Genomic DNA, 25911 nt, shown 5'->3' with positions numbered 1-25911 from the left:
CTCGGTCACATCGTCATACGGTCGGACGGACGCCGCCGTGCGGAGCGGCGGTCTCGCCGGCGGTCGCACCGACCTTCGCGTCGGCGCCCGGGGCGTCCCCCGCGGCAGCCCCCTCGGAGGCGCTCACGGCTCCCTCCGCGGCGGCCTCCGCGGCGATGGCGAGCATCCACGGGGCGATCCGCTCCACCAGCCCGCGGTTGTGCCGGATCCAGCGGAAGTGGTCCAGCTCGCGGCCGTCCGCCTGCTCGGCGGTGTAGCTCCAGCGCTCCACCCGGGCCGAGGGCAGCTTGGCGCACAGGTGGTCGACGGCCCGCGGCGGCGCGAGCTCGTCGCCCTGCACGTCCACCGCCAGCACCGGCAGGTCGACCCGGGCCAGCGCCCGTTCGTAGTCGGTGACCGCGCCGCGCACCCGGTAGCGGCCGGTGCGCATCTGCCGCGCCCAGTCCCGCATCAGCCGGGCCGACTCACGGCCGCCGAAGCCGAACCGCTCGCCCGGCCAGTGGCCGACCGCCGCCGAGGCGACGATCGAGAACTGGCTCAGCGCCAGCCGCCGCAGGCCCGCGCGCAGCCCGAAGGTCCGGTACCAGGCCGATCCGCTGGCCACCAGCACCGCGCCGGCGAGCCGCGGCCCGTAGACGCCGCAGTGCACCAGGCCCAGCTGCCCGCCCAGGCTGTGCCCGAGCAGGAACCGCGGCGCGCCCGGGAACGCCCCGGCCACCGCGTCGAGCACCGCCCCGAAGTCGTGCTCCACCAGCTCGCGGAAGCCGAAGGCGACCCCGCGCCGCGGCCGCGGCCGGCTCTCGCCGTGGCCGCGCAGGTCGCAGGTGGCCACGCTCAGCCCGGCCGCGTGCAGGGCGCGGACCAGCGGGGTGTAGTGCCGGGCGGCCGTCCCCATCGCCGGCAGGACGACCACCACCGGGGCGCCCGGCTCCGGCCGGGCCAGCGCCCGGACGGTCAGCCGGGCGCCGTCGGGCGCGGCGATCTCGGCGATCACGGGGAACCGGGGGGTCTTCACGTCCCCGCCTCCCGGTCGACGGACCCGGCGCCGGTCTCGGAAGCGGACCCGGCGCCGGCGCCGGCGCCCGGCCGCCAGCCGATCACCCCGGCGCCCCAGGTGATGCCCGCGCCGAACGCGGCCAGGCCGAGCAGCTTCGGGCCGTCCAGCAGGCCCTCCTCGCGGGCGTGGGTAAGGCCCAGCGGGATCGAGGCCGCCGAGGTGTTGGCGACCCGGTGGACGTTCAGGTAGAGCCGCTCCGGGGGCAGCCCCACCTCCTTGCCGACGGCGCGCACGATCCGGGCGTTGGCCTGGTGGGCGACGAACAGGTCGAGATCCTCGCAGGTCAGGCTGCGCCGGGCGAGCACCTCCCGGGTGGCGGCGGACATCTTCTCCACCGCGTGGTCGAACACCTCCCGGCCGTCCATCCGCAGCTTGCGGTCCTCCCGGTCGGCGTAGAGCAGCGGGATCTGCTCGCCGTCGCTGCCGAGCGAGAAGCAGGGCTCGGGCGCGCCGGGCACGTCGGCGACCACGGCGGCGCCCGCGCCGTCGGCCAGCAGCACCGCGGTGCCGCGGTCCTCGTGGTCGGTGATCCGGGTCAGCGCGTCGGCGCCGCAGACCAGCACCGCCTCGGCCCGGCCGGTCTCGATCAGCGCGGCGGCGTGGTCCAGGCCGTAGACGAACCCGGCGCAGGCCGCGTGCAGGTCGAAGGCGACGGCCTGCGGCAGGCCGAGCCGGGCGGCGACCTCCACCGACACCCCGGGGGTGACCCGGTCGGGGGTGATGGTGGCGACCACGACGTGCCGGATGCTCGCCGCGGTGCGCCCGGAGCCGCGCAGCGCCTGCTCGGCGGCGGCCACCGCGAGGTCGGCGAGCCGGCCCTCCGGCGCCAGGAAGCGGCGCTCCCGGATGCCGGTCCGTTTGACGATCCACTCCGGGGAGGCGCCGATCCGCTCGAAGTGCTCGTTGGGCACGACGCGTTCGGGCAGTGCGGCGCCCACCCCGACGATGGCGGCGGTCATGCCGCACCCCCCTCGGCGAAGGCGGGACCGGTGCCCATCCGGACGGCGTGCATCCCGCCGTCGGCGTGCAGGATCTCCCCGCTGACGGTCGCGGCGAGGTCGGAGAGCAGGAACAGCACCGGTCCGACCACCACCGCCGGGTCGGTGCGGTCCCAGCCGAGCGGGGCCTCGGCCTGCCAGCGGTCGGCGATCCGGTCGAAGGTGCTGATCGCCTGTCCGGCGACGGTCTCCACCGGGCCGGCCGCGACCAGGTTGACCCGGATGCCGGACGGGCCGAGGTACATCGCCAGGTAGCGGCAGACCGCGCCGAGCGCCGCCTTGCTCACGCCCATCCAGTCGTAGCCGGCCCAGGCGCCGCTGGCGTCGAAGTCCAGTCCGACGACGCTGCCGCGCCGCCCGTCCGCGCTGAGCAGCGGGGCCAGCGCGGTGGCCAGCGAGTGCAGCGAGACGGCGGCGGTGCGCAGCGCGAGGCCTGCGGCGTCCGGCGGGGTGGTGAGGAAGTTGCCGCTCAGGGCGGTCTGCTGGGCGGCGGCGACGGCGTGCAGGACGCCGTCGACGCCGCCCCAGCGCTGTTCGAGTTCCTTGACCAGTCGGGCGAAGTCCTCGGGCCGGGTGACGTCCAGGTCCAGCACCTCGGTGGGGTGGGGCAGGACCTCCGCCGCCTTCTCGGTGATCCGCCGGGCCCGGCCGAAGCCGGTGAGCAGGACTTCCGCGCCCGCCTCCTGGAGCGCCCTGGCGGTGTGCCAGGCGATGGAGTCCTGGTTGAGCACCCCGGTGATCAGATAGCGGCGTCCGTGGAAGCCGAGCATCACTCCTGGCCTTTCGTCGTGCCGGTGGTCCCCGGGGCGGCGGCGGCCGCCAGCACCAGGGCCGCGTTGTGCCCGCCGAACCCGAAGGAGGTGGAGAGCCCCGCCCGGCGCCCGCCCGGCAGGGTGGGGCCGGCGAGCGGGGTGGCGTGGCGGATCAGGTTGAGCGGGCCGAGCTTCTCGTCCGGTTCGCGCAGCCCGACGGTGGGCGGGGCGGTGGCGTGGCGCAGCGCCTGGAGGGTGGCGATGGCCTCGACGGCGCCGGCGGCGCCGAAGAGGTGGCCGGTGCAGGACTTGGTGGAGGAGAGCGGGAGCTCTTCCAGGGCCGGCCCGAGGGCCAGTCGCAGGGCGTCGCACTCCGAGCGGTCGTTGAGGACGGTCCCGGTGCCGTGGGCGTTGAGGTAGCCGAGTTGCCCGGGGGTGATTCCGGCCGCGTCGAGTGCCAGGGTGACGGCGCGGGCCGCGGGTCCGCCGGTCGGGTCGGGGGCGGTGAGGTGGTGGGCGTCGCAGGTGGCGCCGTAGCCGAGGACCTCGCCGAGCGCGGTGGCGCCCCGGGCGGCGGCGCCGGCTTCGGTCTCCAGCACCAGGATTCCGGCGCCCTCGCCGATCAGCAGGCCGTCCCGGTCGCGGTCGAAGGGCACCGAGCGGCCGCTCTCGGACAGCGCCCCGGCGGTCCGGAAGGCGGCCCGTACGAGGGCGGAGGTGGAGGCCTCGGCGCCGCCGACGACGACCGCGTCGGCGGCTCCGGCGGCGAGCAGCAGCAGGGCGGTGCCGATCGCCTGGGTGGCGCTGCTGCACGCGGAGGCCAGGCAGAGCGCCTCGCCCCGCAGGCCGTGGCGCTGGGCGATCTGCGAGGCCGCGGCGTTGGCCATCATGGCGGGCACCATGAGCGGGGAGACGAACTCCCCGCCCTGCTGCCGGAGCACCTCGCTCTGGCTCTCGAAGCTGGCCGTCCCGCCGAGCGCGCAGCCCACGACGCAGGCGATCCGCTCGGCGGGGTACGGCAGGGGGCCGTCCGTCCATCCCGCCTGGGCCAGGGCCTCGGCGGCGGCCACGAGTGCGAGCTGGGTGAAGCGGTCGGTGCGGCGGATCTGCTGGCGCGACAGGTGGTCGGCGGGCCGGAAGTCCCGGCACAGCCCGAGCCCGTCGGTGAGCCCGCTCTCGCCGGCCACCGCGCGCCGGTGCAGCTCGTCGGCGCCCACCCCCAGCGGGGTGACCGCGCCCAGGCCCGTGACGACGGCCCGGGGCCTCACTCCAGCCCGGCCTTGCGGCGGCACAGGGCGAGCACCTCGCCGACGGTGTACAGCTGGTCGAAGTCCTTGGGCTTGACCGGGACGCCGAGCTGCTTGCGGATGGACTGGCTGAGTTCGACCATGTCGAGCGAGTCGATCTCCAGCTCGTCCAGGGCGGCGTCGTCGACGATGCTCTCGCGTTCGACGCCGAGGTCGACCAGGGCGTCGACGACGAAGTTCTCGATGGCGCTGCGGTCCAGTGTGTCGGGCATGGCTCTCCTCGTCCGCGCGGGGCGGCGGTGGCGGTGCGGGGGACGTACGGGCGGTGCGTGCGGGCAGGCGGGCGGGCGGCGCGCGCACCCGGCGCAGGCAGGCGACGCGGGCAGGCGGCGCGGACTCAGGCCGTGGTGCCGGCCTTGGAGGCGTGGTACGGCGCCCAGTGCCACTGCCGCCAGTAGCTCTCGGCGATGTCCAGCCACTGCTCCAGCCGGGCGGCGTCGTCCAGGAAGCGGTTGGCGCTGACCACCAGCCAGCTGTAGACGGCCTGGCTGTCCCGGCAACCGCCGCAGTCGCCGGAGGTGCAGCAGAACTGGAGCGACTCGTAGTCGGCGCCCCAGACGTTGAAGCCGGGGATGACCGGGTTGCCGTTGGCGACGCGGTCCTCGTGCTCGGGGGCGTCGACGCTGAGGCTGGGGCAGACGTCGTAGCCGAACCGGCCGCCCCAGTGCGTACGGCCGGTCACCAGGGTCCGGATGAAGTACGGGTGGCTCACCACCGCGTGCGGGTACAGGTCCTTGACCCGTTGCGCCTCGTCCAGCACCCGCTGCTCGTTGGCGATCTTCAGCGGGGTCTCGGTGCCGTGCTCGCTGTAGAAGTTGAACGTGACGATGTTGCCGTTCTCGGCGATCTCCCGCACGGTGGGCTCGATGTGCTCGACGCCGGCCTCGGAGAGCGCGTAGATGAACAGCACCCGCTGGTCGTCGCGGTAGTGCGACAGCGCGGTGTCGAACAGGCCGGTGAACTTCGAGCCGTTGACCCGGATCGCGCGCAGGTCGTCGTCGAGCGGGCCGCCGCCGAAGATGCTGACCGCGATGGCGATCTTCTCGAAGCCCTGCTTGGGCATCGGGCGCAGGCCGTTGGTGGAGATGGTGATGTACGGCAGCTGTTCGACGAAGGCCTCGACCCGGCGCGGGACGAGGGTTGGCTCGCCGCCGATCAGGGTGGCCTGGTTGACGCCGTCGTCGGCCAGCTTGCGGGCGAAGGCCCGGATGCGGTCCAGGTCGGAGAGTTCCTTGACGGCGGTGTCGAAGCCGCCCTCGAAGTACCAGCAGCCCTTGCAGCGGATGTTGCAGGTGTTGGTGAGGTGGACCTCGCAGGAGCGGACCTCGCGGCCCAGCCGGCGCAGCCGGTGCAGGCGTTCGGCCAGGTCGGGCCGGTCGGCGATGAGTTCGGCGGTGCGCGCCTTGGCCTCGCGTCGGCTCAGCGGGCGCTGTTCGATGGTGACGGGTGTTGCCATGACGGTGGGCTCCTCGGGAGTCGCGGATCGGCGTGCTGCTGTTCCTGCTACTCCGGGAGGCGCAGACCCAGGTTCTTGATGCGCGGGGTGACCTTCTCCCGCCACAGGTCGCAGGCCTGGCCGTTGGTGGTCTGCCGCAGGCCGAAGCGGACGGCCAGCTTGGCGCGCTCGGAGCGCGGGCTGCCGAAGATCCGGATGAAGGTCGGCCACAGCCGGTCCAGGGCCTGCTGGAGCTGCTCGTGGCCGTCGTCGGTGGCGGCGAGGTTGCGGCACACCCGGGCGCCGTGGGCGATGTGCACCTTCTCGTCGAGGATGATCGTGCGGACGGCGTCCGCCCAGGGCCGGTAGCTGCTCTGCGCGAACTCGGAGATCATCACCATCGCGGTCTCCTCCCCGATGTAGGAGAAGATCCCGCGCTCGGCCCAGGTGGTGCAGGTGTGGAACTCCTGGGCGCGGAACAGGTTCCGCTCGGCCAGGGTCTGGGTCTCCATGTAGCCGGTGTCCACGCCGATCTCCGCGAGGACCCGCTTGCCGATCTTGTAGTGGTCGTACTCCTCGGCGGCGCGCTCGGCGCAGACCTGCCGCTCCTCCGCGTCGGGGGCCAGCGGCAGGAAGACCTGCACGTAGTCGTCGCCGCCGGAGAGCTCCCCCTCGGTGTTGACGACCATGCCGCGGATCGCGATCTCCCGGTACTCCTCCGGCATCGCCAGGAACTCGTCGGGAGTGCGGACCACCACCGCCTCGTCGTCCAGGATGGAAATACCCATGGCGCAACACCCCGTTCTGAAGAAGGACTCTGAAGCAGGACATGGTCGGGTGTGAGCGGCCGGGGGCCCGCTTCCGCCGAGGCCCTCGATGACGACCACAAGGAAAGAACGCCGCCCCCCAGCGGCCGGCGGAGCGCCGCACCGGCTCCGCTGAACTTCCTCGGAGCGTAGGTGCTGCATTTTGGGCCGAACAAGGTCCCTTACGAATCATGCCGAGCGGATTCGGCCATCCGGCACCGCCGGAGCGGCTGGTTCCGGCCCCGGCGGCACCGGCGCGACATGCGCAATTCCCTTGCGGGTTAAGGATCTTGGCGGATGACCACGGCAGGAGAAGCTGGCCGGAACCAGGCCTGGACCGCCCCGGGCGTACCGCCGGGCCGACCACTACGCTGAGCCCCATGACCACCGACTCGAACACGGCGGTCGCCACCGTCGACGTCCTGCTGGGCCCCGACCGGCTGAACGACCTGATCACCGCCCAGTTCCCCGACTACACCGCCTGCCGGGTGACCGAGGTGGACGGCCGGACGCTGACCATGGCGGTGGACGGCGACCGGCTGCGCACCCGCCCGGGCGGCACCGTCTCGGGCCCGGAGCAGGCCGGCCTGTGCGACCTGGCGGCGTTCCTCCTGATCAACGCCCGGCTCGGGCCCACCCTGATGGCGCTGACCAGCTCGCTGCAGATCAGCTTCCTCAACCGGCCGCGGCCCGGGGCGCTGCGCGTGCACGCCAGGACGGCCAAGTTCGGGCGCCGGCTGTGCGTGGTGCTGGCCGAGCTGCTGGACGCCGACGGCGTGCTGGTGGCCAGTGCCACGCTGACCTACGCGATCCCGCCGGCCCGCCCCGGGACGGCCTGACGCGGCTCTCCTCTCCAGGGGCGCGCCCGGGCGCCGGCGACGGCCGGCCCACCGCCGAGGCCGAGTCCCCCGCCGGCGCCGAGCCCACCGCTGTCCGTACGCCAACAACTCGCCAGGGTGGCGTGAAAGGTGACAGCAAGTCGGCCGAACTCACGATCTTTCGGACAGGAAACGATCTAGGCATTGATCTCCGGCCCGGCCGCCTCTAGGTTGCGGTGCAATGTCACACTGAACGGCCATACGGGATGCCCGGGGGGACCACGGTGTCGGACACCGCATTGGAAGCACCGCACCAGGCCGCGAGCAGGCTGCCCCGGGTCTTCTACCGGCTGGCCGCAGGCGACGCCCTGAACACGTACGGGAGCCAGCTCGACCTGGTCGCACTGAGCCTGTTCGCCTACGAGGCGGCCGGCAACGCCCTCGGCACGGCCGGGTACCTGGTGCTGCGACTGGGCGGCGGCGTCGTCGGCGGGCTGGTCGCCGGGCGGCTGGTGGCCCGGCTGGAGCGCCGGAGGCTGATGACGGGCTGCGCCCTGGCCCAGGCACTGGCGCTGGTCGTCGTCGCCGGCGTCCCGGCCTCGCTGCGCATCCCCGTCCTCTACCCGCTCGCCCTGGTCCTCGGCGGCGCCGCCGCGGTGGCCGCCGTCGCCCTGCGGACCAGCATCCCCGAGATGGTCGGCGCCGAGCGCCGGGCCCGCGCCAACAGCCTGATGGCGAGCTGCCGTTCCACCGCGATGGTGCTCGGCTTCGCCTCCGCCGGCGTGGTGGTGGCCTGGGCCGGGTTCCGGGCCGCGCTGCTCATCGACGCGGCCAGCTTCGTCCTCTTCGGGGCGCTGGTGATCCGGCTGCCCCTGCCCACCCGGGCCGCCCCGGCGGACGGGCCCGCGGCCCGGCCGGACGAACCCGTGGTTCAGTCGGACGAACCCGCGGCCGACCCGGACGAGCCCGCGCCGAAGGCCGCGAAGCGCGGCTCCCGGTGGCAGGCGCTGGTCGTCCTGCGGGCCGCTCCGGTGGTGGGCGCCATGGCGGGGATCCGGCTGCTGGACGCCTTCGGCTCCGCCGCCCACAACATCAGCCTACCGGTCTTCGCCGACCAGTCCTCCCCCGCCAATCCGGCCGCCCTGCTCGGCACCTTCTGGGCCACCTGGGCGATCGGCAACCTCTGCGCCCAGCAACTGGTCTCCCGGTTCATGCTGCGCCGGGGCATCGAGCCCGGCGAGCGCGGCTTCGCGCTGGGCACCTGCCTGATGTCCGTCTGCTTCATCCTGATCTTCACCGACCTGCCGACCCCGCTCTTCCTGCTGGTCGCGATCGGCGCCGGCCTCGGCGACGGTTTCACCGAGATCTCCTACACCACGCGGATCCAGGCCCTCGCCGACGAGCGGCGCGGCGAGGCCTTCGGCATCCTCGCCTCCGCCGAGAACATCGGCATGGGCACCGGGATGCTGCTGAGCGGCTCACTGCTCACAGTGCTCAGCCCGCTGACCGTGGTCGGCGTCTCGCACGCCGTCCCGATCGTGCTGGCGCTCGCCTTCCTGGTGCTGGTCGCCCGCACCCGCCGCCGCTGACGGGCCCGGGGCCCGCCCCACCGACCTCTCCGCACCACCTCCGGCGCCCCGCACCGTACGCGCCACCCCTCTCCGCTCCCCCTCCCTGCCCCGGGGCGGCCCACACCCGCGCCCCGGCACCGATCCGAAAGGTGCCGAACCTCATGAGCCCCACCGGTCCCGACCACGGCCGGCTGCGCACCCTGGAAGCCCGACTGCTGCTGCGTCCCGAGATCGCCGACTGCGCCCTGCTGCCCGTCGAGCGCGAGAACGGCCGCCCCGGTCTGCTGGCCTACCTGGTCCCCGCCGTCGACGGCGATCCCGAGGCCCTGCGCCGCCGGGCCGCCGCCGCGCTGCTGGACGCCGACCCGAGCGCCGAAGTCCACCTCCTGGACGGCATCGTCCGCACACCCGAGGGCGAACCCGACGCCGCCGCCCTGGCCGCGGCGCTCACCCGGCCGCCCGCCGCGCCCGGCCCCGCCCTGCGCCACCTGCGCGAGCTCACCGACCGCTGGCGGCCGTTCGGCGAGGTGTCGGCGACATCCGGCGCCGCCCCGGCCGAGCAGGCGGCCCCGCCCGCGGATCCCGGCGCCGAGGATCTCGGATTCGACGGCCCCGGAGTCGACGGCCCCGGCACCGAGGCCGTCGGCGCCCCGCTGCCCGACGCCGGGCCGCACGCGCCCCGGACACTGCCCGAGGCGCTGCTGCGCGCCGCCGAGCTGCACCCCGACCGGGGCCTGCACCTGGTCCGGTCGGGCGGCGAGGCCACCAGGCTGACGTACCGCCGACTCCTGGAGCGTTCCCGCGAGATCCTCGCCACCCTGGCCCGCGCCGGGCTGCGGTCCGGGGACCGGGTGATCCTCCAGGTCCCGGAGCCGGAACTCTACTTCCCCACCCTGTGGGCCTGCCTGCTGGGCGGCGTCCAGCCGGTGACGGTCGCCCGCCCGCCGGACTACCACGAGCGCAACCCCGTCCTGGAGAAGCTCTGGCACGCCTGGCAGACCCTGGAGGAGCCGCCGGTGCTCGCCTGCGGGCCTGCGGTGGCGGGCCTGGAGCGGCTCGGGGAACTGTACGAGGCGCCGGGCCTGCGGGTGATCGCGGTCGACGGGCCGTCGGCCTCCGAGAGCGCCGCCGGCCCCGCGCCCGCCCCCGAGCGAGCCCCCGCTCCCGGCGACGTGGCGATCCTCCAGCTGTCCTCGGGCAGCACCGGCCGGTCCAAGGCGGTGCAGATCACCCACCGCGGCATCCTGGAGTACGTCGCGGGAGCCGTCGCCCAGGGCTGCGACCCGGCCGACACCACGGTCAACTGGCTGCCGCTGGACCACGTCGCCGGACTGCTGATGTTCCACCTGCGCGACGTGGTGCTGGCCGCCGACCAGGTGCAGGTGCCCACCGAACTCGTCCTCGCCGACCCGCTGGTCTGGCTGGACGCGCTGGAGCGCTACCGGGCCGAGCACTCCTGGTCCCCCAACTTCGGCTTCCGGCTGGTCGCCGAGGCCGTCCGGGCCGCCGGGCCCGGCCGCCACTGGGACCTCTCCGCGGTCAAGTCGCTGATCAACGCCGGGGAGCAGTGCACCGAGGCGGTGCTGGACGAGTTCCTGGCCGCCACCGCCCCGTTCGGCGTCCGCCCCGAGCACCTGCTGCTGGGCTGGGGCATGGCCGAGACCTGCACGGTGATCACCTACAAGCGCTACCACGAGGACGGCGCCCGCCGACTGGTCCGCACCGGCTCGCTGACCGGCCGGCTGGAGCCCGTCGACCCGGCGTCGGCGGAGCGCGGCACCGGCTTCCTCAGCATGGGCCGGCCCGCGCCCGGCACCCGGATACGGGTGACCGACGACGACGGGCGGGTGCTGCCCGAGCACCGGGTCGGCCGCCTCCAGGTCCACTCCGGCCGGGTGACACCGGGGTACCTGAACAACCCGGCCGCCAACCAGGAGGCCTTCGTCGGCGACGGCTGGTTCGACACCGGGGACCTGGCCTTCCTGGCCGCCGGCGAGGTGGTGCTCACCGGCCGTCGCAAGGAGATCATCATCGTCAACGGCGTGCACTACTTCTGCCACGAGCTGGAGGACGTGGTGGCCTCCGTGGCGGGGGTGCGCTCCGGGCACGTCGCGGCCTTCGGGGTGCCGGACGAGCGCACCGGCACCGAGCAGCTGGTGATCGCCTACGTCCAGAACGACCCGGACGCCCCCGCACCGCCCGTCGCCGCCGAGGTGCGGCAGCTGCTGGCGGCCCGCCGGCAGCCGGCCCCCGCGCTGGTGCTCCCGGTCCCGGCGGCCGACTTCCCGCGCACCACCAGCGGCAAGATCCAGCGCACCGCGCTGCGCCGCCGGCTGCTGGACGGCGGACTCGACGACCACATCGTGGCGTTGGACCTGGCGGAGGGCAACTCCCGGACGCTGCCGGACTGCGTGCGGCGGCTCGACTGGGAGGCCCGGCCGGTTCCGGGGGGCGCGGCGGCCGGGTCGGCCACGTCGGCCGGATCAACCGCGTCGGCCACATGGCCCGCGCTGGCCGCGTTGCCCGCGTTGGCCGAGGAAACGATCCTGCTGCTCGGCCCGTCCGGCCCCGGCACCCTCACCGAGGCCCTGACCGCCGCCCTGCCGACCGCCGTGGTGGTGGACCAACAGCCGACCGGCGACCCCCAGGACTGGCTGCGGGCGCTCGGGGACCGTCCGGCCGACCGGCTGGTCTACCTGTGGAGCGCGACGGCCGACGGCACGACGCCGCCGGACGAGGCGCTGCTCGCCCTGCTCCGCGCGCTCCCGGCCCGGGCGCCGGTCCGCGAACTGGTATCCGTCAGCGCCGGGCTGCACGCAGTGCTCCCCGGTGAACTCCCCCGGCCGCGGGCGGCGTTGACCGCGGCGCTGACCGCCGGGGCCCGGGCCGAGCAGCTGGTGCCCGCCGCCCGACACCTCGACCTGCCGGGAGACGCGCCGGCCGCGGAGCAGGCCGCCGCGCTGCTCGCCCTGCTCGCCGACCCCCGCCCGGAACCCGAGTCCGCCTGGCGCGCCGGCCGCCCCTGGGTGCCCCGGCTGGGCGTGGCCGACACCGCCCCCGGCCCGGCCGGCGAGGGCTGCTCGCTGCTCACCCCCGGCGCCCGCTACCTGGTCACCGGCGGCCTCGGCGGGATCGCCGCCGAGCTGCTGCCCGGGCTGCTGCGCGAGTACGGCTCCCGGCTGCTGATCGTCGGCCGCAGCGACCTGGACGCCCCGACCGCCGAAGCGGCCGAGCGCCGGGCCGCGCTGCGCCGGCTGTCCGTCCAGGGCGGCCAGATCAGCTACCGACAGGCCGATGTGACGGATCGTCAGCGATTGGCGGAGGTGCTCGCCGAGGCGGAACGGGAATGGCGGGCACCGCTGGACGGCGTGCTCCACCTGGCCGGCGGCTACCGGCTCGCACTCCTCGCCGACACCGACACCGAGGGCTGGCGCGAGGCCGTCCGGACCAAGACCGAGGGCACCGACCACCTCGTCGAGCTGGTCCGGCAGCGGCCGGGCGCGCAGTTCGTCGCCTTCTCCTCGATGATCGGCCTCCAGGAGGCGGTCGGTTCCACCGGGTACGCCGCCGCCAACCGCTACCTGGAGAGCACCGTCGACCGGCTGCGCCGGGAGACCGGCACCCCGGCCTGGACGGTCTCCTGGGGCCTGTGGAGCGGGATCGGCATGAACCGCGACACCGAGAACGAGCAGGCCGCCGCCGACCGGGGCATCGCCGTGCTGAGCGCCGCGCACGGCCGCCGGCTGGCCGCCCTGCTGCTGGCCGGCGCCCCGGGCCACCGGTACGCCGGTCCGGACCCGACCTCCCCCGCAGCCCGGCGCCGGCTGCTCGCCACCGCGCCCCGCCCGCTGGCCGCCACCGCCGCACCGGCACCGTCCGCCACCGCCGCGCCGTCGCCGTCCGCCGCGGCCCCGGCGGCCCGGCCCGCCGGACCGTCCGCCCCCGGGCACACCGCCCCCTCCGGGCTGCGCCGGCTGGTCCTGGACGCCTTCGAGTCGGTCCTCGACGGCCCGCTGGACCCGGGCCGCCCGCTGGCCGAACTCGGCATCGGATCACTCCAGTTGATGCGGGTGCACGGCGCGCTCAGCGCCGCGCTGCCCACACCCCCGGCGCCCACCGAGCTGTTCCGCCACCCCACCGTGGACGCCCTGGTCGCGCACCTGGCCGCCGGACCGGCCACGCCCGCCGCTCCGGCCGCCTCCCCCGCCGCCCCAGGCGGCGGCTCCGCCGCGGGCCCGGGCGACGACCGCCGGGTGGCGATCGTCGGCCTGGCCCTGCGCCTCCCGGGCGCCGACACCCCCGAGCAGTACTGGCGCAACATCGTCGAGGGCGTCCGGAGCACCACCCGGTTCACCGAGGAGGAACTGGCGGCGGCCGGGCTGCGCCCGGAGGAGTACCGCCACCCCGACTTCGTCCCGGTCACCGGGGCGCTCAGCGACGTCGACCGGTTCGACGCCGAGGCCTTCGGCATCAGCGGCAGCGAGGCCGCCCTGATGGACCCCCAGCAGCGCCTGCTGCTGGAGATCTGCCGCCAGGCCCTGGAGGACGGCGGCTACGACGCGCCGGACCCGGAGCGCCGGGTCGGGGTCTTCGCCGGCACCGGGATGACCCTGTACGCGCTGCGCAACTACTATCAGCACACCCTCGCCGCCACCGCCGACCCGGCCGAGCCGGTGGCCGCCCTGCAGACCGCGATCGGCAACCAGGCGGACTTCGCCGCCACCCGGGTCGCCTACCGGCTGGGCCTCACCGGTCCGGCGATCGGCGTCCAGACGGCCTGCTCCACCTCGCTGGTCGCGGTGCACCTGGCCGTGCAGTCGCTGCTGGCGGGCGACTGCGAACTGGCGCTGGCCGGCGCCGCCGCCCTGCACATCCCGCAGGCCGCCGGCTACCGCTACGAGGAGGGGTCGATCCTCTCGCCCGACGGCTCCTGCCGGGCCTTCGACGCCGAGGCCGGCGGCACCGTCGGCGGCAACGGCGTCGCCGCCGTCCTGCTCAAGCGCCTGGACCGGGCGCTGGCGGACGGCGACACCGTGCACGGGGTGATCCTCGGCTCGGCCGTCAACAACGACGGCGGACGGAAGGTCGGCTACACCGCGCCCAGCGTGGACGGGCAGGCGGCCGTGGTCGGCCGGGCGCTGGACCTGGCGGGCGTGCCGGCCGACACCATCGGCTACATCGAGGCCCACGGCACCGGCACCCCGCTCGGCGACCCGATCGAGTTCCGGGCGCTGGCCCAGGCGTTCCGCGCCCGGACCGACGCCGCCGGGTTCTGCTCGCTCGGCTCGGTGAAGCCCAACATCGGCCACCTGGACACCTGCGCGGGCATGGCGGGCCTGATCAAGGCACTGCTGGTGCTGCGGCACGGCACCATCCCGCCGCTGGTCAACTTCACCCGCCCCAACCCCGCGCTGGAACTCGCCGACAGCCCGTTCCGGCTCGCCGCCGACCGCCGGGACTGGCCGGACGGCCCCACCCCGCGCCGGGCCGGGGTCAGCGCGCTGGGCGTCGGCGGCACCAACGCCCACCTGGTGCTGGAGCAGGCCCCGGCCGCCACCGCGGCGGTGCCCGAGCCGCGCCCGGCCCCGACCGTGCTGCCGCTGTCGGCCCGCACCGCCCAGGGCCTGACCGAGCTGGCCGCCCTGGTCCGCGACCGGCTGGACGCCGAACCCGCCCTGGCGCCCGGCGACCTGCCGCTCACCCTCGGCGCCGGCCGACGCGCGCTGCGCCACCGGCTGGCCGTCACCGGGCCCGACCCGGCCGCCCTGCGCAAGGGCCTGGACGCCTTCCTGGCGGGCCGGCCCACCGCCGGCGCGGTCCACCGCGAGACCGGGCGCGGCGAGGTCCACCCGGTGCTGCTCTTCACCGGCCAGGGCGCCCAGTACCGGGGCATGGCCGCCGAACTCCACCGCGCCTTCCCGGTGTTCCGCGCCGTCCTGGACGAGTGCGACCGGCTGCACCGCGAGAGCTGGGACGAACCGCTGCTGCCGCTGCTGCTGGACGCCGCGCCGCAGGACACCGACGACATCTGGACCACCGAGGCGGCGCAGCCCGCGCTGTTCGCCCTCCAGGCGGCCTACCTGCGGCTCTGGCAGGAGCTCGGCGTCCGGCCGGCCGCGGTCGCCGGGCACAGCGCCGGGGAGTACGCGGCCTTCCACGCGGCCGGCGCGCTCGACCTCGCGGACGGGATGTTCCTGACCGCGCTGCGCGGGCGGCTGATGCACCGGCTGACCGGGCCGGGCGCCATGACGGTGGTCCGGGCCGGGCTGGACCGGCTGGCCGGGCTCGGCGACTGGCTGCCCGGGGTGGACCTGGCCGTGGTCAACGGCCGGGAACAGTGCGTGCTGGCCGGCCCGCCGCGCGAGATCGCCGCCGCCGAGGCCGTCCTGGCCGCCGACGGCGTCGCCACCGAGCGGCTGCGCGGCGACCGGGCGTTCCACTCCCGCCTGCTCGACCCGATGCTCGACCCGTTCCGCGACCAGCTGGCCCGGCTGCGCCTGCGGCCGCTGACCGTACCGCTGGTCAGCAACCTCGGCGGCGAGGTGCTGGCGCCCGGAACCGTCCCGACGCCCGACTACTTCCTCCGGCAGACCCGGGAGACCGCCCGGTTCGACCAGGTCCTCACCGCCCTGGACGGGCAGGACCACGAACTCTTCCTGGAGATAGGCCCGCACCCGACGCTCACCGGCATGGGCCGCCGGGAGCTGCCGCGGCGCCACTTCGTCGCCGGCGGCCGGCGCGGCGCGTCCCCGGAGCAGCAGTTCGACGCCGCCGCGGCCGCGCTGTGGGCGTACGGCGTCCCGCTCGACTGGGCCCGCTTCGCCGCCGCCCGGGACTGGCCGGACGGCCCGGCCCGCCGCGTCCCGCTGCCGACCACCGTCTACCAGCGCCGCCGCCACTGGTTCACCGCCCCTGCCCGGCCGACCACCGAGGACCCCGTCATGCGCCAGGAACCACCCCAGCAGACCGCACCGGCCCCGGCGCCGGTCGCAGCGCCGGCCGCGACCCCGGCCCCGGCCGCGGCGCCGGTCACGGCCCCGGCCGCCGTACCGTCGCCGGCCCCCGAGGAGCTGGCCGAGCAGGCCGTGCTGCGGCAGGTCGTCGAGCAGACGGCCCGCCAGCTCGGCTACGACGAGGCGTCGGTCGGCGCCGACGAGCCGTTCTTCGACCTGGGCGCCGACTCGCTCTCGATGATCAACATGATCCGGGACCTGGAGCGCGCGTTCCGGGTGCGGGTGTCGATGCGCGAGCTGTTCGAGGCGGCCGACACGCCGGCCCGGCTGGCCGGGCTGATCGCCTCCCGGCTGGAGCCGGCGGTGCTGGCCGCGCTGCTGCCGGCCGCCGAGCCGGAGCCCGTGGCGGCACCCGTGCCGGCGCCCGAGCCCGTGCCCGTGACGGCCCCGGTGGCGGCGGCTCCGGTCCCGGCCGTACAAGCCGCCCCGGCCGTACACACTGCCCCGGCCGTCCAGACCGCCCCGGCCGCGCAGGCCACCCCGGTCGTCCAGGCGCCGGCCCCGGCGCCGCAGCCCGTCCTCGCGGCCCCCGCCGCGCCCGCCGCGCCCGCCGCGCCCGCCGCCCCGGTCACCGACGGAACCGGCCTGATCGAGCGCCAGCTCTCCCTGCTCGGCCAGTTCTCCGACCTGATGCGCGACCAGCTCGGCCTGCTGGCCGGCGGCGCGCCCGCGCCCGCCCTCCCCCCGGCGCCGGCGCCGGCCGCCCTGGCCCCGGCCACCGTCCAGGCTCCCGCCGCCCCCGCCGCGCAGATCCCGGCCCCCGTCGAGGCCCCCGCCGAGGCACCTGCCGCCGCCCCCGCCGCCCCGCAGGTGCACGGCCCCCGGGTGACGGTCTCCCGCGAGTCCGGCATGGCCTCCGGCGGCCTGACCGACCAGCAGCGCGCCCACGTGGACGAGCTGGTCGCCCGCTTCACCGCCCGCACCACCGCCTCCAAGGCGATCACCCGCCGCCACCGCCGCACCCTGGCGGACAGCCGCGCCGTGGTCGGCTTCCGCTCCGGCACCAAGGAGATGCTCTACCCGCTGGCCGCCCGCCGGGCCCGGGGCTCCCGGCTGGAGGACGTCGACGGCAACCCGTACGTCGACATCACCATGGGCTTCGGCGTCCTGCTCTTCGGCCACGACCCGGAGTTCGTCTCCGAGGCCGTCCGCGAGCACCTGGCCTCGGGCCTGCGGCTGGGCCCGCGCGGCCCGGAGACCGGCGAGGCCGCCGAGCTGCTGGCCGAGCTGACCGGCACCGAGCGGGTCGCCTTCGCCAACTCCGGTACCGAGGCGAACGCCGGGGCGATCCGGCTGGCCCGCGCGTACACCGGCCGGGACAAGATCGTCATGTTCGAGGGCTCGTACCACGGCCACTTCGACCACACCCTGGGCCGCACGCTGGGCCGCGGCGCCGACCGGGAGACGGTGCCGGTGTCCATCGGCATCCCGGGCAGCGCTGTCGCCGACCTGCTGGTGCTGCGGTACGGCGACCCGGAGAGCCTCAAGGCCATCGAGGAGCACGGCGACCGGATCGCCGCCGTCCTGGTCGAGCCGGTGCAGAGCCGCCACCCGGGCCGCCAGCCCGTCGACTTCGTCCGCTCGCTGCGCGAACTGACCGCCCGGCTCGGCATCGTGCTGGTCTTCGACCAGATGCTCACCGGCTTCCGGCCCCACCTGCGCGGCGCCGAGGGCTTCTGGGGCGTCACCCCGGACGTGTCCACCTACGGCAAGGTGCTGGGCGGCGGCTACCCGATCGGCGCGATCGCCGGACGGGCCGACGTCCTGGACGGGATCGACGGCGGGCACTGGGACTACGGGGACGACAGCTACCCGCCCAGGGACACCACCTTCTTCGGCGGCACCTACATCCAGCACCCGCTGGCGATGACCGCCGCGGGCGCGGTGCTGCGCCACCTCAAGGCGGCCGGCCCCGGCCTCCAGGAGCGCCTGAACGCCCGCACCGACGAGCTGGCGGCCACCCTGAACGGCTTCTTCGAGGAGGAGGAGTTCCCGCTGCGCCTGGCGCACTTCGGCTCGCTCTTCCGGTTCGAGCCCCGGGCCGACATGGAGCTGCTCTACCCGCACCTGCTGACCCGCGGGGTCTACGTGTGGGAGTGGCGCAACTTCTTCCTCTCCACCGCCCACACCGACGGCGACCTGGAGTTCGTGGTCGACGCGGTCCGCGAGTCGCTGCGCGACCTGCGGCGCGGCGGCTTCTTCCCGGCCTCGCCCGGCGTCCGGCTGCCCGCCCCGCGACCGGCCGCCGAACTCCCCCGCCCCGCCGAGGCCGTCCGCACCCACGCCGAACCGGTTCCGTACCAGCCGGTCAGCGACCCGCAGCGGCCGGTGGACTTCAGCCTCTACTTCTTCGGCGACTACCCGCTGGACTCCCCGGAGGACGAGAAGTACCGCATCGTCCTGGAGAGCGCCCGCTTCGCCGACCGGCACGACTTCCACTCGGTCTGGCTGCCCGAGCGCCACTTCCACTCCTTCGGCGGCATCTTCCCCAACCCCTCGGTGCTGGCCGCCGCCCTGGCCCGGGAGACCACCCGGATCCGGCTGAACGCGGGCTGCGCCGTGCTGCCGCTGCACCACCCGGTGCGGGTGGCCGAGGAGTGGTCGGTGGTCGACAACCTGTCCGGCGGCCGGGTCGGCCTGGGCTGCGCCAGCGGCTGGCACCCCAACGACTTCCTGTTCTTCCCCGAGCGCTACGGCAGCCACAAGGAGCTGATGCACCGGCAGGTGGAGACCGTCCGGGCGCTGTGGCGCGGCGAGCCGTACCAGGGCCGCAACGGCAACGGCGAGCCGATCGAGGTGACCCTGCACCCGCGCCCGCTGCAGGACCTGCCGCCGATGTTCACCGCGATCGTCGGCAACCCGGACAGCTTCCGCGAGGCGGCCCGGAACGACCTCGGCGTGATCACCAACCTGATGACCCAGGACGTCGCCCAGCTGGCCGAGAACATCGCGGTCTACCGGCGCACCCGGGCCGAGCACGGCCTGGACCCGGAGGCCGGCCGGGTGGTCGTGCTGGTCCACACCTACCTGGGCACCGACCTGGCCACCGCCCGCGAACAGGCCTACCGCCCGTTCTGCAACTACCTGCGCTCCTCGCTCTCGCTGTTCGGGCAGATGGCCAACAGCCTGGGCCTGACCCTGGACTTCGAGAACGCCCGCGAGGACGACCTGGAGTTCGTGCTGGAGCGCGCGTACGAGCGGTACTGCGCCTCCCGCGCGCTGATCGGCACCCCGCGGAGCGTCCAGGGCGTGCTGTCCGAGCTGCGGGCGGCCGGCGCGGACGAGATCGCCGCCTTCGTGGACTTCGGGATCTCCCCCGAGCTGGTCGCGGCCGGCCTGCCGCAGCTCGACGTCCTGCGCCGGGACACCCTGCGCCGCGCCCCGCTGTCCTACGCCCAGCAGCGGATGTGGTTCCTGCACCGGATGCTGCCCGACGGCGGGCAGTACAACGAGGTCAAGGCCATCGAGCTGGACGGCCCGCTCGACCCGCGCGCGCTGGACACCGCGCTGCGCGGGCTGGTCGAACGCCACGTCGCGCTGCGCACCGTCTTCCGGGAGCAGGACGGCGAACCGTTCCAGCAGGTGCTGGCGCCGCCCACCGGCCCGGTGCTGCGGCGGGTCACCGCCGACCGGACCTCGCCGGACGCCGTCGCCGACCTGGTCGCCGCCGAGGGCGAGCACCGCTTCGACCTGGCCGAGGGCCCGCTGTTCCGGGCGCTGCTGCTGGAACAGGCGGCCGACCGGCACGTCCTGGTCCTGTCGATGCACCACATCGTGATCGACACCCTGTCCACCGTGGTGATCACCCGCGAGCTGGGCGAGCTGTACCTGGCCGCCCGGGAGAACCGGGCCGCCCGGCTGCCGGTGCTCGCCACCGGCCCGGCCGCCGAGGCCGCCCGGGAGCGGGCCCGGGTGGCCGCCGGCGAGTACGAGGAGAGCCTCGCCTACTGGCGCAAGGTGTTCGGCGGCGGTGACCTGCCGGTGCTGGCGCTGCCCACCGACCGGCCGCGCCCGGCTGTCCCGGACGGCCGCGGCCGCGCCTTCGTCCACCACCTGCCCGCCGAACTCGCGGACGGCCTGCGCGAGTTGGCGAGGTCCCGGCGCTCGACCCTGTTCATGGTGCTGCTGACCGGCTTCGCCGGCGTGCTGCAGCGGTACGCCGGCCAGGACGAGATCGTGCTGGGCACCCCGGTGGCCAACCGGGCCGAGGGCACCGAGGACCTGGTCGGGTTCTTCGTCAACACACTGGCGCTGCGCCTGGACCTCTCCGGCGAGCCGGCCTTCGCCGAGGCGCTGGGCCGGGTCCGCTCCACCGCGCTGGACGCCTACGAGCACCAGCAGCTGCCCTTCGAGGTCCTGGTGCAGGACCTCAACCCGCGGCGCGACACCAGCCGCAACCCGCTGTTCCAGGTCATGGTGGAGTTCGAGAACCACGCGGTCTTCGAACTGGACCTGCCCGGGCTGACGGCCCGCCCGCTGGACCACGTCGCGGACCGCTCCGCCTTCGACCTCACGCTCTTCCTGACCAGCCTGCCCGACGGCATCCGCTGCCACGTGGAGTACGCCGAGACCCTGTTCGACCGGGCCACCGTCGACCGGCTGCTCGGCGCCTTCGAGCGGCTGCTCACCGCCGCGGTCGCCGACCCGGAGCGCCCGCTCGTCGAGCTCACCGCCGTCGCCTCGGACGAGGCCGACACCGCCCTGGAGTGCGGACCGGCCGCCGCCAAGGACCCCGCGCACCCGCTGGCCACCGTGGCCGCGACCGCGGCCGGCCGGCCCGACCGGACGGCGGTGGTCGCCGCCGACGGCACCACCACGGACTACCGCACCCTGCTGGCCCGGGCGGAGGAGCTGGCCGGCCGGCTGCTGGCGGCCGGCGTCCGCGAGGGCGACCGGGTGGGCGTGCTGCTGCCCCGCTCGGTGGACCAGGTGGCCGCACTGCTGGCCGTCCTGCGCCTGGGCGCCGTCCACGTGCCGGTCGACGTGCTGCAGGGCACCGAGCGCTGCCGGCTGATCGTCGAGGACAGCGCGCCGGCCGTCCTGCTCACCACCTCGCCCGACCTCCCCCCGGAACTCGGCCTGACCGTACCGACGGTGCTCACCGGCACCGCCCCGGCCGACACCGCCGGTGCCGGGCTGCCCCCGCTGCCCGCCCCCTCCGCCGAGGCGCCCGCGTACCTGCTGTACACCTCCGGCTCCACCGGCCGCCCCAAGGGCGTGCTGATGCACTCCCTGGCCCTGGCGCACCTCGTGGCCTGGAACGTCGCCGACCACCCCGCGGCCCGGACGCTCCAGTACGCCTCCTGCGGGTTCGACGTCAGCATCCAGGAGATCCTGACCACGCTGGCCGGCGGCGGCACCCTGCTGCTGATCGAGGAGGAGACCCGCTACGACGTGACGGCCCTGGCCGCCGTCGTCCGGGCCACCCGGGCCGAACGGCTCCACCTGCCGTACACGCCGCTGGCCGCGCTGGCCGACGCGCTCGGCGAGGAGCCGGTGCCGCACCTGCGGGAGCTGATCTCCGGTGGCGAGCAGGTGCTGCTCACCCCCGGGCTGCGGGCCTTCCTGCGCCGCAACCCCGGCTGCCGGCTGATCAACCACTACGGCCCGACCGAGACCCACGCGCTGACGGCCGGCGGGATCGAGCCGGACGGCCCGGAGTACGCGCCGATCGGCCGGCCGACCCCGGGCAGCCGGATCGTGCTGCGCGACGCCGCCGGGCGCCGGGTGCCGGCCGGGGCGGTCGGCGAGATATACGCCCTCGGCGTCCAGGTCGGCATCGGCTACGCCGGCCGCGCCGAGGAGAGCGCCGCCGTCTTCGCCGACACCCCGGAGGGCCGGACCTACCGCACCGGCGACCTCGGCCGGTGGCGGCCGGACGGCCGGCTGGAGTACCTCGGCCGGGCCGACCGCCAGGTCAAGGTCCGCGGCTACCGGGTCGAACCGGGCGAGATCGAGACCGTGCTGCTCGGCCTGGCCGGCGTGCGCGCCGCCGCCGTGACGGCCCGCCGCACCCCCGCGGGCACCGTGCTCGCCGGGTACGTCGACTGCCCGGCCGCCGAACTGCCCCGGGTCCGCGACCAGTTGGCCGACCTGCTGCCCGACTACATGGTCCCCGGGCTCTGGGCCGCCGTGGACGCCCTGCCGTTCACCGCGCACGGCAAGCTGGACACCGCCGCCCTGCCCGAGCCGCGCCCGCTCGGCGCGGACGAGCCCGCGGCCGCGCCGGCCACCGAACTGGAGCGCACCGTGCAACGCCTCTGGGAGGAGGAACTCGGCCGCCCCGCCGGGGTGGAGACCTCCTTCTTCGACCTGGGCGGGCACTCGCTGGCCGCCACCCGGCTGCTGAACCGGGTCCGCGAGGCGACCGGCCTGCGGATCGGCGTGCTGGACTTCTTCCGCCGCCCGACCGTCCGCGCGATGGCCGCCCACCGGCCGGCCGCCGAGCAGGCCCCGGCCCCGGCGTACGAGGAGGGCACCCTGTGAGCGCCGCGGAGGAGGGCTGGGAGCGGCTGCTCAAGCTGCTCGACGAACGCGAGATCGTGCTGCGCACCACCGGCGAGCGGCTCGGCTACCTCGCCCCCGCGGGGGCGATGGACGAGGAGGTCGCCGGCCTGGTCCGGGCGCACCGCGACCGGCTGCTGACCACCCTGACCGGCGCCGGGGCCGCCCTGGCCGCCGCGCCGGCCGGGGCGGGGCAGCGGCGGATGTGCAGGGCGCACGCGGGCTCGGCCGATCCGGCGGTCTGGAACATCACCCAGCGGATCACCCTGCGCGGGCCGCTGGAGCCCGAGCGGCTGGCCGCCGCGCTGACGGCGGTGGTCGAGCGGCACGAGAGCCTGCGGACCCGCTTCGCGGACACCGGGCTCGGGGTGCTCCAGCAGGTGCTGCCGAACACCCCGCTGGACGTCCCGGTCGAGGACCTGCGCGCCCTCGCGCCCGCCGAACGGGACGCGGCGCTCGACGCGGCCCTCGACGCCGAGACCACCCGCCCGTTCGACCTGGCCGCGCCCCCGCTGCTGCGCGCCCGGCTGCTGCGCCCGGCGGACCAGGAGTGGGTGCTGCTGCTGGTCATCCACCACATCGCGGTCGACGGCTGGTCGCTGGCCACCGTGCTGGCCGACCTGGGCGCGCTCTACCGGACCGGCGGGCCGTTGCCGCAGGAGCCCGGCCGGATGACCGACTACGCCTGCTGGGAGCGGACGGTGGTCACCCGCGCCTCCGTCGCGGCGGCGGTCGACCACTGGGTGGGGGCGCTCGGCGGCGCCCCGCTCGCGCTGGACCTGCCCACCGACCGGCCGCGCCCAGAGCGGCGCTCCGGGCTCGGGCAGACCGCCGCGTTCCGGATCCCGGCGGCGCTGGGCGAGGCGGTCGGGCGCTACGCCGCCGCGCGCTCCACCACCGCCTCGGCGGTGATCGTGGCCGCGTTCGCCCGGCTGCTGGGCTCGCTCGGCGGTGCGCCGCGGATGTTCCTGCTGCTCTCCAACGCCAACCGCACCCGGCCGGCGGACGAGCGGGTGGTCGGCCTGATCACCAACAGCATGCCGCTCCTGGTGCCCAGCCGGGCCGAGGCCGGGTTCGGGGAGCTGGTGGACCGCGCCGCCGCCGAGATCGCCTCCGGCCTCGACCACTCGGTGGTGCCGTTCGGCCTGCTGGTCGACGCGCTGCGGGAGCGCGGCGTCCAGCTGCCCGCCTGGCACCCGCAGATCCTGCTCGCCGTCCAGAGCACCCCGCCCATCGCCCTCGACCTCCCCGGCCTGGCCACCGAGATCGAGGACATCCCCGGCCCGTCCGCCCGCGCCGACTTCGCGATCTCGCTCACCCCGGACGCCGAGGGCTACGCGGGGCTGGCCGAGTACGACGCCGACCTGTTCGACCCGGACACCGTCCGGGGCTGGCTGGACGCCCTGGTGGCGGACCTGGCCCGGCAGTTGGCCGTCCGGCTCACGTGACACCGGACGGGCCCCGGCGGGCGGTGCGCCGCCCGCCGGGGCCCGTCGGGCTCCGCTGGTCGCGGTCGGGCGCCGGAGGGCGTCCGGAGACGCTGCCCCTCCTCCCGCGCCGGGTCAGCCGAGCGGGCGGCAGAGCAGGGCGGCCGGGGCGCCGTACTGGAGCCGCTGCCAGGTGGAGGCGACGCCGGCCAGGTACTCGCCGTCCGCGCACTGGCCCTTGTAGCGGCCCGGCGCCCAGTCGCTCGCCACCGAGCCGCCGGTGGCGGGCCGGTTGTCGCCCCGGTCGAACCAGAGGGTGCGGCCGGTCAGCGGCAGCGGGGCGGCGGCGGGGGCGCACAGCAGCGCGGCCATGCCGTTGCCGCGCACGCTGTAGCCGACGGCGAAGGCGCGGTCGGGGCACTGGAGCTTGTCGTAGCCGGACGCCCAGTCGCCCTGGGTGACGTAGCGCTCGTCGGTGACGGTGGTCCAGTCGCCGCCGCCGGCGGCCGGTTCGCCCGCGTCGGTGCACAGCGCCCGGCTGTCGCCGCGGGCCAGGGCGGTCAGGCGCTGGCCGTCCGGGCAGTCGCCCTTGCGGTTGCCGGGGCTCCAGTCCGGGCGGGCGAGCATCCGCCGGGAGAGGTTCCGGTCGGCGTGGTCGAGGTCGAGCATGTTCCAGTGGTCCACCGCGGGCACCGGGCCGCTCACCGCCGGGGCGCCGATCAGCCTGGTCCAGTCGGCGGCCCGCCAGTCGCCGGGGTCGGTGAGACCGGTGCGCCTGCCGTCGGGGCCGTAGGAGAGCAGCGCCCAGGTGTCCAGCGGCCGGCCGGCGCCGTCGGCCCAGCCGACCAGCGGCCAGAAGGCGAAGTCGGTGTCGCCGCGCACCAGGATGTCGGTGAACGCGTGCAGCCAGGCCTGTTCCTCGGCGTCGGTCGAGCCCCGGCCGCCCGCGCCGAACTCGCTGATCCAGACCGGGGCGGTGAAGTGCTGCCCGGCCCGGGTGACGAACAGCGCCTGGTCGTCCACCACCTGGGCGAGCTGCTCGGGGGTGAAGTCCTGGTAGCGGGGGTCGTCGGTGGCTCCCGGGCCGCTGCCCGCACCGGTGTTGGCCGGGCCGGTGTAACCGTAGAAGTGCGCGGAGTAGACCAGCTTTCCGGAGTCGACCAGGGTGTTGGAGAGGTTGCGCACCGGGGTGAGCATCGGGCGGCCGTGGCTGAACCCCGCGGCGGGGACGCCGTACCAGTTGATGCCCTCCATGACGACCAGCAGGTCCGGGTCGGCCTGGAGGATGCGGTTGCCGGCCTCCTCGAAGGCGGCGTACTCGTCGTGGGCGTCGCCGAGGCCCCAGTTGGGGTCGTCCCAGAGGTCCCGCCGGACCTCGTTGCGCAGGTCGGCGCCGACCACCCGCTTGTCGGACTTGTAGCGGTTCACCATGAACAGCCAGTCGTCCTCCCACTGGGCCGTCGACTGGCCGCTGTTCCAGCGCTCGTTGCCGTCCAGGCCGCAGCAGAACCGGTAGCCGGTGGTGTGGTTGTTGAGGATCACCGCGAAGCCGTCGGCGGTGAGGGCGGCCACCACGGCGTCGAAGACCTGGAGCGGGGTCCGGCCGCGCAGCTGCGGGTTGGCGGCGACGGCGGAGTCCGGGACGGGGACGGTGTCGTGGATCATCGCGTTGGCGAACGGCAGCCGGATGCTGTTGACGCCCAGCCCGTGGAAGTCGGCCAGCAGCCGGGCCACCGGCACCCGGTCCAGGCCCAGCGGGATGTTGTGCGAGACCTGTCCGGCCTGGTTGGCGGCGGGGTCGTCGGGGCTCCCGCTACCCTGCCAGGTGCCCTGGGCGCCGGCCCAGTTGGCGGACTTCAGCTTGAAGCGCTCGCCGGCGGCGTCCACGATGTAGCGCCCCCGGGTGCTCAGCGGGCCGGTCCAGGACGCGGCCGGCCGGGCCGGCTCGCCGTCCTCCGGCGCCGCGGCCCCGGGGCCCGCCGCCAGGACGGCGAGCACCGGCAGGACGGCGGCCAGGGCGAGCAGTCGCGCCGCAGGACTCTTCATGGTCATCCCCGCTGTGGTGAGGCGGCCCGGGATCGACGGCCTGGTCCCGCACCGTCGGCGAGGACCGAGAATATGACGGATCCTCATGTTCGGGAAGGGCGCACGCCGGGACCGCACTCAGTCCTCGGCGTCCGCCCCCGGGCCGTCCTCGGCGCGCTGGTCCCCGGTGCGTCCGGC

The 25911-nt window shown here is 75.7% G+C and carries 12 protein-coding genes; 4 read left to right on the top strand and 8 right to left on the bottom strand.

Translation table 11 applies throughout. The annotated features are described in order from the left end of the window. Positions 1-13 precede the first annotated feature (13 nt). From ACFY0X_RS18525 to ACFY0X_RS18495, 7 genes are all read right to left on the bottom strand, one after another. Positions 14-1015, bottom strand: coding sequence for an alpha/beta fold hydrolase (locus tag ACFY0X_RS18525; RefSeq protein ID WP_387755835.1), 1002 nt, complete (start codon positions 1013-1015; stop codon positions 14-16). Beyond that, positions 1012-2016, bottom strand: a complete 1005-nt coding sequence (locus ACFY0X_RS18520; protein ID WP_387755833.1) for a beta-ketoacyl-ACP synthase 3 — start codon at positions 2014-2016, stop codon at positions 1012-1014. Before ACFY0X_RS18520 ends, ACFY0X_RS18525 begins: the two co-directional genes overlap by 4 nt. Next, positions 2013-2825 carry an enoyl-ACP reductase FabI gene (fabI, locus tag ACFY0X_RS18515; protein WP_387755831.1) on the bottom strand — a complete coding sequence of 271 codons (813 nt, stop codon included), beginning with the start codon at positions 2823-2825 and terminating at the stop codon, positions 2013-2015. The genes ACFY0X_RS18520 and fabI overlap by 4 nt, the downstream gene beginning before the upstream one ends. Continuing rightward, on the bottom strand, positions 2825-4075 hold the full coding sequence (locus tag ACFY0X_RS18510; RefSeq protein ID WP_387755829.1) for a beta-ketoacyl-[acyl-carrier-protein] synthase family protein: 1251 nt from the start codon (positions 4073-4075) through the stop codon (positions 2825-2827). The genes fabI and ACFY0X_RS18510 overlap by 1 nt, the downstream gene beginning before the upstream one ends. Further along, complete coding sequence (locus ACFY0X_RS18505) at positions 4072-4326, bottom strand: acyl carrier protein (RefSeq protein WP_387755827.1); 255 nt, start codon at positions 4324-4326, stop codon at positions 4072-4074. The genes ACFY0X_RS18510 and ACFY0X_RS18505 overlap by 4 nt, the downstream gene beginning before the upstream one ends. 125 nt (positions 4327-4451) lie before the next feature. After that, positions 4452-5570 (bottom strand): radical SAM protein, encoded by a 1119-nt coding sequence (locus ACFY0X_RS18500; protein ID WP_387755825.1) that lies wholly within the window; start codon positions 5568-5570, stop codon positions 4452-4454. Between the two features lie 47 nt (positions 5571-5617). Further along, positions 5618-6337, bottom strand: a complete 720-nt coding sequence (locus ACFY0X_RS18495) for a Phenylacetic acid catabolic protein (protein WP_387755823.1) — start codon at positions 6335-6337, stop codon at positions 5618-5620. Between the two features lie 398 nt (positions 6338-6735). Between ACFY0X_RS18495 and ACFY0X_RS18490 the strand changes: the two genes are divergently transcribed. From ACFY0X_RS18490 to ACFY0X_RS18475, 4 genes are all read left to right on the top strand, one after another. After that, positions 6736-7194, top strand: coding sequence for a PaaI family thioesterase (locus tag ACFY0X_RS18490; protein WP_387755821.1), 459 nt, complete (start codon positions 6736-6738; stop codon positions 7192-7194). 278 nt (positions 7195-7472) lie between these two features. Continuing rightward, entirely contained in the window at positions 7473-8762 is a 1290-nt protein-coding gene (locus ACFY0X_RS18485) for an MFS transporter (RefSeq protein ID WP_387755819.1), read from the top strand. A 143-nt stretch (positions 8763-8905) separates the two neighbouring features. Continuing rightward, positions 8906-22243 carry a MupA/Atu3671 family FMN-dependent luciferase-like monooxygenase gene (locus ACFY0X_RS18480; RefSeq protein WP_387755817.1) on the top strand — a complete coding sequence of 4446 codons (13338 nt, stop codon included), beginning with the start codon at positions 8906-8908 and terminating at the stop codon, positions 22241-22243. Next, entirely contained in the window at positions 22240-23709 is a 1470-nt protein-coding gene (locus ACFY0X_RS18475; protein ID WP_387755815.1) for a condensation domain-containing protein, read from the top strand. Before ACFY0X_RS18480 ends, ACFY0X_RS18475 begins: the two co-directional genes overlap by 4 nt. A gap of 114 nt (positions 23710-23823) precedes the next feature. On the opposite strand, the gene ACFY0X_RS18470 is transcribed toward ACFY0X_RS18475, so the two are convergent. Continuing rightward, the gene (locus ACFY0X_RS18470) at positions 23824-25740 is read right to left on the bottom strand and encodes a glycoside hydrolase family 5 protein (protein ID WP_387755813.1); all 1917 of its coding nucleotides are present in this window, start codon (positions 25738-25740) and stop codon (positions 23824-23826) included. Between the last annotated feature and the right edge of the window lie 171 nt (positions 25741-25911).

The organism is Kitasatospora sp. NPDC001547 (genome assembly GCF_042894165.1).
Lineage (GTDB): Bacteria > Actinomycetota > Actinomycetes > Streptomycetales > Streptomycetaceae > Kitasatospora.
The sequence above is the reverse complement of the archived record's forward strand: the minus strand, read 5'-3'. Positions and strand labels throughout refer to the sequence as shown.